Source organism: Paenibacillus lutrae, assembly GCF_009757775.1.
GTDB classification, from domain to species: Bacteria; Bacillota; Bacilli; order Paenibacillales; family NBRC-103111; genus Paenibacillus_F; species Paenibacillus_F lutrae.
This window is the reverse complement of record NZ_RHLK01000002.1, coordinates 490,473-503,001: the sequence shown is the minus strand read 5'-3', so window position 1 is coordinate 503,001 and position 12,529 is coordinate 490,473. Positions and strand designations below refer to the sequence as shown.

Sequence of the window (12,529 nt, the reverse complement as noted above, 5' to 3'; positions counted from 1 at the left end):
TGCACGAACGATTAAGCCTCTATGGTTTTGGTCTTAGTTGTTCCTGTGATGTCATCCGGTTCCGGTTCAAGATCCTGCTTGAAGAATTCCCTAAGATCTTTGTTCCGGTGAGCAATGGTGCCTACAATAAAGAGAAGAAGTCCCGATCCGATCACGATAAAGGAGAAATTAATCAGATCAATCAAGACACCGTAGATCCACATCCCGACAGGCACGGCCAAAGTCGTCACCGTTCCCACCACTCCGAAGAAACTCGCCCTGATTTTCTCCGGAATGTACAGTTGTGCATACGAGGTCATCGGAATGTTCCCCATAGCCAGGAAAATCCCCGTGAAGGCCAGCAGCAGCATATAGCCGAAAGTCAGTCCCCACTTGGCCTCCAGGCCGATAAACGGCAGTTTCGGAAAGATCCATAAGGTGAACATGAGAGCCTGAAGCTGAATAAGGACAAAAATTTTGTTGATAAAGAACGAATGGACCCTTTTCATAGCAATGGTAATGGCCCCTACAATAAACCCGACAGCCAAGGCCGCTTCAATCAGAGAAAGCTGCTCCGCGGACATCTGGAACTGTTTGTAAATAATATAAGGCAGCACAAGAGAAATCGCCGGTCCGATGACAAAATTCGTAGCCAGGAAAACAAGCAGGATATTTTTGATGGCGGCCCGGTCCCGGATATACGTCCGGATTTCCCGGAGACTTTCGAAATACGGCTTGTGCTTTTCTGCGGGCGTGCTTCTCGGTCTGAATTTCAGAAAAAGAATGAGAATTCCGGAGACGATAAAAGAAATTCCGTCGATCAGGAAAATCATGTGAAATCCGATCATGCTGTACGCGATCGCCCCGACGACCGGTCCGAAAATACTTAATAGAGCATTGATGCCCTGATGGCTGGAATTCATCGCATTAACGCGGTCTTTTGAAACCAGATCAGGGATACAGGCGTTCACAGCCAGAGAGAAGAAAGCCTGAATCGTTGAAAGCGCGATTGCATATAGAATCAGTGTAAAGATATTCTCCGGATAGTAGCTGAAAATGACCATACAGATCAGAATCAATATCCCGCTGGCAAAATCGCTTATGATCATCACTTTCTTCTTGTTGCTCCGGTCGACATACACCCCTGCAAAAATATTAACCAGTATGCCGGGGAGAAACGTAAAGCCGAGCACGGTCGCAAACAAGCTGGCGGAACCTGTAATATCCAGAACGTAGAGGCTGAGGGCGAATTTGAAAACGGCAGTCCCCAGCTCGGAAATCAGACGGCTTATGCTGAACAGAATAATGTTAGAGGTATCTCTCATGTTCTACACCTTTCTGCCTGCCCGATAAGAAATCAAGCGGCATGGATCGGTTTATATACATATCAAGCGACTGGCGGAACAGCTTGCCCTAGCTTTTGCTGCGCCGCCTGAACAGATAGCACACTCATACACGTAGATTAGAAGCGCTGCTGCAAGGATTACCTGCCGGTATTTGCCCCTGCATCCTCCCTGCCTACTCGGCCGTACTGAGAGCAAGCAGATAGCCGCGGGAAACTTGCTCGAGCAGACTCCTGACTTTCTCCTGATTCTCCAAGTAAGGAAAAACGATCGTCAGCGAGATCTTGCCTTTACTGTGCCAGGCCATGCAGACCACACGATCCTTCTCGTCGCAGTTTACTCCTCCAAGATCCAGTCCGCTTACCGTATCTTCCAGCTCTGGCATTTCCCCCAGATAGTTGACGTTCAGCGGGAATTTCTCGAAGGCTGCTTTGAGAAGCAGCTGGGTTTGTCCGAATGCTTCTGACATGGCGCCGTTATACATCAGATTGGCATAGTTGATATTTTGTCTGGACGCTTTATCGAGTCGGAACTTGATGTCTTTCACCGAGTAAGAGATGTCATCGGCCGCATTCAGAAGCACCGGGATGTAATCAATGCATTCCCCGACAGTTTCAAAGAAAGACTCACTTCCATATTTCCTGCCATAATTGGTAAGCCAGACAGGTAATTGACGGACACCGAAGTATTCGCTGAAAAAGTCGCGGGTTATTCCAATCGCCACTTTCCACAGCTCTTCCGTATCGCCGCCGGCCGCTTGATCCGCATCCTTCTCGAAGTTGACGACCGTATAACCGCTGCTGTCAAAATGGCGGGAGAACTGGTGAAGCTTCTCCGTTTGCAATTGGAAGCTTTCCAGAGCAAGACTGGAAACCAGCTGCTCATCCGTCGTTTCGGACGGACCTTTCGATATTTGCGCGATATAATCCAGGTAAGTGTGCCCCTTCTCTTCTCGAAGCTGTTCCCCATTCTCGAACTGCTCATAGAGACGACGCACTTTGTTCTGAAGAATTTCCCCGCTCATATAATCAAATCCGGCATGGGAGAACGGCAGCAGCAGGGTATACTCTTTCAGATTTTCTTTCACCAGAAGGATTCGGTACATCAAGGAGCCCACAAGATCATGCGTACGGATGAAGAAGTTCTCCATCACAGCTTGCAGCACCTGTCTTCGGGTATCCGCTCCGTAACCCGAGAGGTCCAGGTAAGGCAGGGTAATCGCCTCCGGTTTGTCCAGAAGCATCCAGCTGCCCTCATCCCCTTCCTCCGTCAGAACACTTCTCATCACTTCCTGCGCACAAATGAGGTGATGAATCACGCTGCGGAGAAGGTCCGTGTCCACAAAGTGATCGAAGCTGATATGCGTCCCGGAGATGTCCTTGTGCGCCAGATGGTACCGTTGTGAAGGAGAAATTCCGTAGTGAGCCACGACATCTCCACCCGTGATCCCTTCGGCAAACTGTGTCTGGCTCTGGTCGATTTCCGCCAGAATTCCGGCGATTCCCGCTTCCTCCGGCTCCTGGAGCGCGGTCAGCGCCTTAAACTGCTCTTCGCCAATTTGCGGGCCCAGGTCCGCCTTGATCCCTCTCACAATGTAATGAGGCTGAATCTCGGCTCCGATATTCGCGGCAATCAGCTGCTCGGCCTGCCTGCGGATACTTTCATCCAGTTCCTCAACAGACAGCAGGTCATATTGTCTCGTCCCGGAGTAATAGTGCAGATACCGGACCGGTTTGCCCAGACGTCCGGTGAGGAACTGGGCTGCCTCGGCCTTCTGCCTGATCTTCTGCGCCTGTTCGCCTGCTGATCTGCTGATCAGGGCAGCCATATCCTCCGGTGTCTGATGCGTGAAGACATCCTGGATGGAGACCGGCCAGCCAAGCTCGGCGAATCTGGCAATCAGGCGGATCGCTTTGAGTGAGTGGCCTCCAAGCTCGAAGAAATTCGCCCTTATACTGATACGCTCTACGCCGAGCAGTTCGCTGTACACATCCGCAATGGTCCTTTCCACGCGGTTTCTCGGCGCCGTATACCCGCTCTCATTCCAACCGCCATGCTCCGGTTCGGGAAGCGCCTTTTTATCCACTTTGCCGTTCTGGGTAAGCGGAAGCTTATCCATGAAGAGGAAGACGGCCGGGATCATATAATCCGGCAGCTGCTCGGCTAAATAATCCTTCAGCTCCCGGTCAGTTACGGCCCGCTCCGACACAATGTAGGCGCACAGGAACTTGTGCTGGTCCCCCTGCTCTTTGACCAGAACAGCCGCTTCCTTCACGGCTTCATGGCGCAGGATCTGGGTTTCAATTTCTCCGATTTCGATGCGGAAGCCGCGGATCTTCACCTGATTGTCTATGCGGCCAAGATACTCGATAGCACCGCCCGGAAGCCATCTAGCCAAATCTCCTGTCCCGTACAGCTGTTCACCGGGCGCGAACGGATTCGGGATGAATTTCTCCGCCGTCAGCTCCGGCTTGTTAATATACCCTCTCGCAACCCCGTCTCCGCCGACCCACAGTTCGCCCGGTACGCCGATCGGATTCAGCTTTCCGTGCGCGTTCAGGATATACGCCGTAGAGTTGCTGATCGGGTATCCGATCGGAATATTGTCCGGGTAATCTTCGCTAATCTCAAAGCAGCAGGAGAACGTCGTGTTCTCCGTAGGCCCATACCCGTTAACAACGGTCAGCTTCGGACAAATACGGCGGACGGTATTAATCCGCACGGGGGACAACGCATCTCCGCCGACGATCAGGTAACGCAGCGGACGGAACATGTCCGGCTTCTGCTGCGATAACTGGTTGAACAGCGGTGAAGTCAGCCACATCATCGTGATGCCGTATTCCTTGATGGCTTCACCCAGCTTGTAGGGATCCAGCAGTGTGAACTTATCCACTACGTACAGCTCCGAGCCGTTCAACAGAGCACCCCAAATTTCAAAAACACTTACATCGAACACTTGGGCCGCCGTCTGCAGAATCTTATCCTCCGGCTTGAACTCTACATAGTTCGTATTGCGCACCAGCCTCACAATACCTCTGTGCTCTACCATCACTCCCTTGGGCTTGCCGGTAGAACCCGACGTATACATCACATAGGCCAGATCCGAGGACGTATTCCAGTCCGGAAGATCCTCCTTCCCTGCCCGGTAAGTAGCCTTATCCTCCAGAGCCATCGCCTTCATGCCCGCAGGCACTTTATCTTCATAGATCGACTGATACAGCACAATTTGAGCGCCGCTGTCTTCCAGCACATAATCCAGCCGGTCCTGCGGATACTCCGGATCGATAGGAAGGTAAGCTCCTCCTGCCTTCATGACTCCCAGCATTCCGATTACCATATCGGAGGAACGGTCACCCACAATGGCTACCACGCTCCCGCTCTGCACCCCGTTATCCCGCAGAACAGCCGCCAGCTGATTAGTCTTCTCACTCAGCTCCCGGTACGTAAGCGTGGTTTCCTTATATACCAGAGCCGTGCTGTCAGGCGTTCGGGCTGCCTGTTCCCGGAACAGCTCCTGCAAGGTCGCATTCTGGGGATAACTGGCCTTCGTGTCGTTGAAATCCGTCAGGAGAACCTTTTCCTCGTTCTCCGTCAGCATGTTGATATTGGCAAGGCGGATATCAGGATTTGCTGTTACAGTCTGAAGAATTCTCGTAAGGTGATGAAGCAGGCGCTCCATCGTTCCCCTGCGGAACAGCTTCGCCGCATATTCGACACTCAGCGTAAAGCCCTCCGCATCCTCATAAACCGAGACGGTCATATCAAATTTGGAGACAGTCGATTCAAATGAATACGGCGTTACATGCAGGCCCTCCATTTCCATGTCTCCGATGTCGATGTTCTGCACTTCCAGCATCACATCAAAAAGCGGGTTGCGGCTGAGATCACGTTTGAGTTTCAGCTTGTCCACCAGTTCTTCATACTGGAAGTCCTGGTTCTCAAAAGCACTTAACGTGCGATCCTTCACCTCATCCAGGAAAGCCCGGAACGTCTTCGTGCCTGCAGGGTAATTCCGCAAGGCAAGCGTATTGACGAACATCCCGATCACCTGCTCCAGCTCTGCCTGCGGCCTGCCGGCAACAGGAGAGCCTACGATGATATCTTCCTGACCGCTATATTTGGAGAGCAGCACATTGTATGCGGTCAGTATGACCATGTACAGTGTGCTGCGCGTCTCAGAGACGAGCTGCTTAACCGCGGCGCCTGCGCTTCCGTCCAAGCGGATGGAAAGACTCCCTCCCTCGAAACTCTGAGTCTTGGGCCGCGGATCATCGGTCGGAAGATTCAACACGGGAATCTCACCCTCAAACTGCCGCTTCCAGAACTGCTCCTGCAGCGCCAGACTGCCGTCCTGCAGCTGTCTGGCCTGCCATCCCGCGTAATCCTTGTAGGTAAGCGTCAGCTCGGGCAGCGGCTCTCCGCGGTAAAGCCGGTTGAATTCACTCACCAGCAGTCCCACCGAGGCCCCATCGGACACAATATGGTGCATATCAATCAGAAGCAGATGCTTGCCGCTGCTGACCCTGATAAGAGAAACCCGAAACAGCGGAGCCTGGCTCAACTGAAACGGAGTCACGAATTCCTCGGCAGCCTGTTCGATCTCCCTCTCCGATCCGGTTTCCAGCTCACTAAATTGAACGGCGAAAGGAACTTGCTGGTGAATGATTTGAACGGGTTCCCCCTCTTCCAGCCGGAACGATGTACGCAGGGATTCATGCCGCTGGACTAAGGTATGGAACGCTTCCTTCAGCCTGCTTAAATCGAGTTCGCCGCTGAGTGTGAGAATCGTAGGCATGTTGTACGCGATGCCGGCTTCATCAAGCGAGTTCAGGATCAGCAGCCGTTTCTGCGCGGAAGAGACCGGATAAAAGTCCGCTTCCTGCAATCTTTCCACGGGTGCATATCTTAGACCCGCCGAAGCGGCGGCTCCAATCTTGTCCGCCATTTCCCCGAGCAGCGGGGACTGGAATACTTCTCTAAGCGGCAAGCTGGTCTGGAACTCCCGGCTAATTCCGGCGATCAGAGAGGCCGCTTTGAGCGAATGGCCGCCGAGGTCGAAGAAATTGTCGTACACGCCGATGCGCTCCAGTCTCAAGACGTGCTGCCAGACGGCTGCAAGCCTCCGCTCGGTCTCCGTACGGGGTGCCACATACTCCGCCCCACTGTGAAGAAGTGTATTCGGCTCCGGCAGAGCCTTGCGGTCCGGCTTGCCGTTGGGTGTCAGCGGCATGCGGTCCAGCCCGATGAAGAAGGACGGAATCATATAGTCGGGCAGAGACTTCGCCAAATAAGAACGCAGGACCGAAGGTGCCCAATCCGCTCCGGACACGACATAGGCGCATAAATAATCTTGATGAAGGCTGTCCCTGCGGGCGAGGATCAGAACTTCTTCGACCGCTTCATGCCGCAGAAGCTGCGCTTCAATCTCCCCGGTTTCAATCCGGAAGCCGCGGATTTTGACCTGATGGTCGGACCGGCCCAGGTACTCGACGCTGCCGTCCCGGCTCCAGCGTGCAAGATCCCCGGTCCGGTACATGCGCTCCCCCGGATAGAACGGATCCGGGACGAACTTCTCGGCGGTCAGCGACTCGTTGCCGCGGTAACCGCGGGCAAGTCCGTCTCCCGCGAGACACAGCTCCCCGGTGACGCCGATCGGCACCGGCCGGTTGCCTGCGTCCACAATGTAGACGCGGGTGTTCACAATCGGTTTGCCGATCGGAATCGGGCCCTCCGGCAGCCGCCCATCCTGCGGAGCCTCCCAGATCGTTGCGCAGATAGTGGACTCGGTCGGGCCGTACGCATTGATGTACGATAGCCTGCGGCTCCACTCCTCTACCAGATCTCGGTTCGTTTCGGAGCCGGCTGTAATGAGCTTTCTCAAAGAAGGCATAGCTTCCGGGTCCAGATGTACCACGTATGTAGGCGGAAGTGTAGCAACCGTAATGCCGCTACCAGCCACAAATCTCTGGAAGAGCGGGATATCCCGGATCGTATCCTGCGGAACCAGATGCAGGGATGCGCCTGTCAGTAAGGCCATGAACATCTCCCAGGCAGAGGCATCGAAAGACAAGCTCGCAAACTGCACGATGCGGTCTTCCGGCAGGATGCCGAGCTGCTCCCGGAAGAACACCTGCAGGTTGAGAATGCCTTGATGCTCGAGCATGACGCCTTTGGGAACTCCGGTCGAGCCGGAAGTATAGATCAGATAGGCGAGATCTTGACTGGAGCCGAGCGGCGGCAGGTTGCTTGCGTCCGCAGCCCCATAATCGTCATTAGCATATGCAGTACCGGCCGGGCCCGTGAGCGCATCAAGCTCCAGGATAAGCGCGTTTGACTGCGCCTGCGCCGTCCACTCCCGGGCCTGCGGGGCCAACTCGGCCGGGCAGAGCACCAGTTCCGCTCCGCTGTCCCGGAGCATATGGGCAATCCGGTCGGCCGGATAGGACGGGTCAATCGGGAGATAGGCTCCCCCGGCCTTGAGAATCGCCAGGATGGCGGCTATGGTGCCGGGGGTGCGTTCACCTGTGATCGCCGCTACGGTACCCGGCCGGACGCCCCGCTCTCTGAGCACGCGGGCCTGTCTGTTCGCGAGGCGGTTCAGCTCCCCGTAAGTAAGCTGTGTTCCTCCGCTTACAACCGCTGCCGCATCCGGAGATTTTGCCGCCTGTTCCTCGAACAGTCCGGGAATTGTCCCGCTTCGGTCGTACGCAGCTGCACTGCGGTTGAAGGCAAATACGATTTCATCCTGCTCATCCGCCGTCAGCAGATCAATATCCCCCAGCTTGACGGACGGATCTGCGGTGACTTCTTCAAGAACCCGGACATAGTGTCCGATCAATCTTTTGACCGTGTCGGGACGAAACAGCTTAGCGGCATATTCCGTATCAAGCTCGGCGCCTTCCGCATCCTCGATGACGGTAAGGGTAAGTTCAAATTTAGACACGTTCGCTTCCAGGTCGAAGGGTTTTAATTCAAGGCCTTCAAGCCGGACGTCCCCGGATTCCAGATTTTGTACAACCAGCATCGTATCGAATAAAGGGTTGCGTCCCAAATCCCGCGGAATATCCAGCAGCTCGATGAGTTCATCGAACGGATAATCCTGATTCTGAAAAGCCCCTAAGGTGCTTGTTTTGACCTCTGAGAGGTAATCACTGAAATTCTTGCCCGCTGCCGGATAACTGCGCATCGCCAGCGTATTCACGAACATTCCGATAATCGGCTCCAGATCCGCATGAGCGCGCCCCGCCGCCGGAGACCCGACGATAACATCTTCTTGTCCGGTATATTTGGAGAGCACAATTCCGTAAGCTGCCAGCATAACCATATAGAAAGTCGTGCCGGTCTCAGCGGCAAGCTGATGCAGCCGCTTTAGCAGTTCAGGCGCAAGCCTCACAGACAGGCTGCCTCCTTCGAAGCTGCGCACCTGTGTCCGGGGGCCGTCCGCCGGGAGGTTCAGCACCGGAAGCTCACCTTGGAACTGCTCCAGCCAGTACTCCTCCTGCTTCTTCAGAATTCCGTCCTTCGCGAGTTTATGATGCCAGACCGCGTAATCTTTGTACTGCAGGCTCAGCTCAGGCAGAGATTGGCCTGCATACAGCGCGTTCCATTCATCCACCAGGATGGAGACGGAGGAACCGTCCGCAATCAGGTGATGGAAATCAAGCAGCAGCACATGTTCACGCTCCGTGATTTGGACAAGACCGGCGCGGAAGAGAGGCGCTTTGCTTATGTCAAACGGAGTAACAAACCCTTCCAGCATTACCGGAAGCCCGGATTCATCCGTCTGTCCCATGAAACGGACTGCAAATTCGACCTCGTCCTTAATTTTCTGGACAGGTTCCGCGTCCACAAGTTCGAACGAAGTTCGGAAGGCTTCATGCCGGTCAACAAGCGTCTGGAACACTTGGTTTAGACGCTCCACATCCAGCTCTCCGCTGATCCGGATAGCGGATGGCGTGTTGTAAACCGTACTATGCTCTTCCAGCTGCTCCAGAATAAAGAGCCTTCTTTGTGCCGGCGACACCGGATAATACTCGGCCCGGTGCACCCGTTCAATGGAAGAGTAAGCCTGATGCGTTTCTGCACCGCCGCTGATCAGCCGGGCCATCTCTCCGAGTAGCGGCGACTCGAATACACCCGTCAGAGGCAGATCACTCTGGAAGGTTTTGCGGACGGCCGACACGAGCTTTACCGCATGCAGGGAGTGGCCTCCCATTTCGAAGAAGTGACTGTTTACCCCGATTCCGCTTACGTCTATACCGAGAATCTCATGCCAGATTACAGCCAGCTTGTGTTCAGCCTCGCTGCGGGGAGCCACATAGTCGGCCCCCGGGCTTGCGGCTTGGTCCGGCTCCGGCAGCGCCTTGCGGTCTACTTTGCCATGCGGTGTCAACGGCAGCTTATCCAGCACAATAAAATGTGCCGGGATCATGTACTCCGGCAGCTCTGCAGCCAGTCTGGCCTTGAGCTCACGAGTCGTCATCCCGCTGTTCAGCACGAGATAGGCACACAGGAACTTGTCTCCGAGTGTATTGGCGCAAGCCGTAACGACAGCCTCCCGGGTTTCCTTCTGCTTCAGAAGAAGGGACTCGATTTCACCCAGTTCGATCCGGTAGCCCCTGATCTTCACTTGCTGGTCCACACGTCCCAGGAACTCCAGATTCCCGTCCGGCAGCCAGCTTACAAGATCGCCGGTTCGGTACATACGCTCACCCGGTTTGAACGGATCGGCCGTGAACTTCTCCTCCGTCAGCTCCGGACTGTTCCTGTACCCCCGGGCCACACTTGCTCCCGCCAGCCACAGCTCGCCGGGCACACCGGCCGGCAGCAGACGTTTGCGGGAATCCAGGACGTAAGCTCTAACATTATTTACAGGTTTGCCAATTGGAATATTCGGGTATTCACCAATCACTTCAAACGACGTGGAGCAAACCGTATTCTCCGTCGGACCGTAATTGTTGTAGAGTTTATACGGGGTCTTCCGGTAGAAATTCAATTTGTCTCCGCCCGTAATAAGGCGGGTCAGCGAATGGTTCTCCAGACGCATAAATTGCTCGGCAATCGCTGCCGGAAAAGAAGTAATCGTGATTCCGTTCTCTTCGTAATAAGCATTGAGCCGCTCCACATCCAGACGGATCTCATCCGGGATGATGTGCAGCGCACTGCCTGCAATGAGACAGGGAAAGATTTCACTGACCGAAGCATCGAATCCGAAGCCCAAATATTTGGTGCAGCGGTCCAGCTCGTTGAGACCGTAGTATGACTTGTGCCACAGAGACATGTTAACGAGAGTATGATGCTCGATCATGACGCCTTTGGGCTTACCCGTAGAACCGGATGTGTAGATCACATAAGCCAGATGACCGGGCTCCGCTGCGCGCAGCGGATTGGATGATTTATGCGCGTCAAGAGCAGGTTCCAGACTGCCTGTATCCAGCGTGGGCACCTGCAGGTTCATCCCCCGTCCCCGCACATGCTGACGGCGGGTCAGCAGGAGCGCAGCTCCGCTGTCCTGAACCATATAGCTGATGCGTTCTGCCGGGTACTCGGGGTCTACAGGCAGATAGGCCGCACCGGCCTTCAGAACAGCCAGCACCCCCACGATCATTCCGATGGAGTGCTCCAGCATGATGGCAACAATCTTCTCCGGACCGACTCCCTGCTCGCGAAGATAAGCGGCCATAACGTTCGCCTGTTCGTTCAGCTCCCGGTAAGTAAGGCTCTCCCCCTTGAAGACAACTGCCGTATTACCGGGAATATCTTCCACTTTTGCCTCGAATAAATCTAGCACTGTCGTGTCCGCAGGAAGGGAAACTTCCTTCCCGTTGAAATTTTCCAGCAGGTGTTTCTTCTCATCAGGTGTGAGGATTTCGATATCCTTCAGCTCCAGGGAAGCATTGCCGGCGACAGCGCGCAGCACATTCAGATAATGCCCCGCAATACGGGAAACCCACTCTTCGTCGTAGACACAGGTGTTGTATTTGAATAAAACTTCTAACCCTCTGCTGTGTGTCAGAATGACATTAAAGTCATAATTGGACTGCTCGTAATCCTCAATCTCGGTCATCCGGAATTCTTCCGTACGAAGAGGTTCTGCCGCTTCATCACGGACCGGATAATTCTGAAAGCCGTACAAGTGATCAATCAGACCCTGCTTCATTACCGAAAGAGCCTGAACTTCCGCCAGCGGAAAATAGTCATACTCTTTGGTTTCACCGGAAGCCGCCTGAACCTGCCGGATCAGCTCCGCAAAAGTCTGCTCTTCCCGGAGGCGGATGCGGGTCGGAATCGTATTGATAAACAGCCCGACCATGGTGTCAATTCCTTCCACTTCGGCCGGTCGTCCCGATGAAACCGTCCCGAAGACGACATCATCGGATCCGCTATATCGTCCCAAGAGAACACCCCAGGCCGTTTGAAGCACCGTATTCAGAGTCACCTGGTTCTCGGTTGCGGTTCGTTCAAGCAGGAGGGCCGTCTCTTCGGGGATGGCAAATACGTCATCCCGCTGCGTATAGCCGTTCTCTTTGAGATTGCCTTTGTTCCCGGGCAAAGCGGATTTAGTCTCATAGCCTGCCAGGTATTCTTTCCAGAAAGCCCGGGCTTCCTCCTGATCCTGTGCATCCAGCCACTTGATGTAATTCGCATAGGGAGCCGCATCCGTCAGCGTCAGCGTTACTGGCAGCCCTTGTCTCAGTTCCCGGTACGTGTCAAAAAGCTCATCGACAATCGTCTTCAGGCACCAGCCATCCATCAGAATATGATGGTAGCTCCAGTTCAGCGTGTAAGCCCCGCTGCCCGTCTTCCAGACAGCCAGCCTGAGCAGCAGATCCTTCGCCAGGTGAAAGCCACTCTTCTTGTCCTCCCGGATATGTTCCTGAATCAGCTGTTTACGGGCCTGCTCGTCCTGCCCGCTGATATCTTCATAAGCAATCGTGATAGGCCGTTCCTTGAACACGACTTGCTTCGGTCTTTTTACATTTTCATGAAGAAAATTGGTTCTCAGAATCTCGTATTTACCAATGAGCAAATTGAAACTCTGCTGCAGCACCGCTACATCCAGGGTACCCGTCACCTCACAGGTAAACTGCTCGAAGTAGGCCTGGGAATCCTTATTCAATAAATGATGGAACAGCATACCTTCCTGCATCGGGCTTAAGTTGTAAATGGCCTGAATCGCCATGGTCCGTTCCAAATGGTTTCCCCCC

2 protein-coding genes are annotated in these 12,529 nt (G+C 54.3%); both read right to left on the bottom strand.

All coding sequences use genetic code 11. The features are described 5' to 3' along the window. Positions 1-11: 11 nt before the first annotated feature. A complete protein-coding gene (locus EDM21_RS04520; protein ID WP_157333275.1) occupies positions 12-1,304 on the bottom strand; it encodes an MFS transporter in 1,293 nt (430 codons plus the stop codon). 193 nt (positions 1,305-1,497) lie between these two features. After that, on the bottom strand, positions 1,498-12,516 hold the full coding sequence (locus EDM21_RS04515) for a non-ribosomal peptide synthetase (protein WP_157333273.1): 11,019 nt from the start codon (positions 12,514-12,516) through the stop codon (positions 1,498-1,500). Positions 12,517-12,529 lie beyond the last annotated feature (13 nt).

What these genes read in the sequence shown, in the direction of transcription:
- EDM21_RS04520 (WP_157333275.1), bottom strand. Translation starts at nt 1,304, where the DNA reads ATGAGAGATACCTCTAACATTATTCTGTTCAGCATAAGCCGTCTGATT.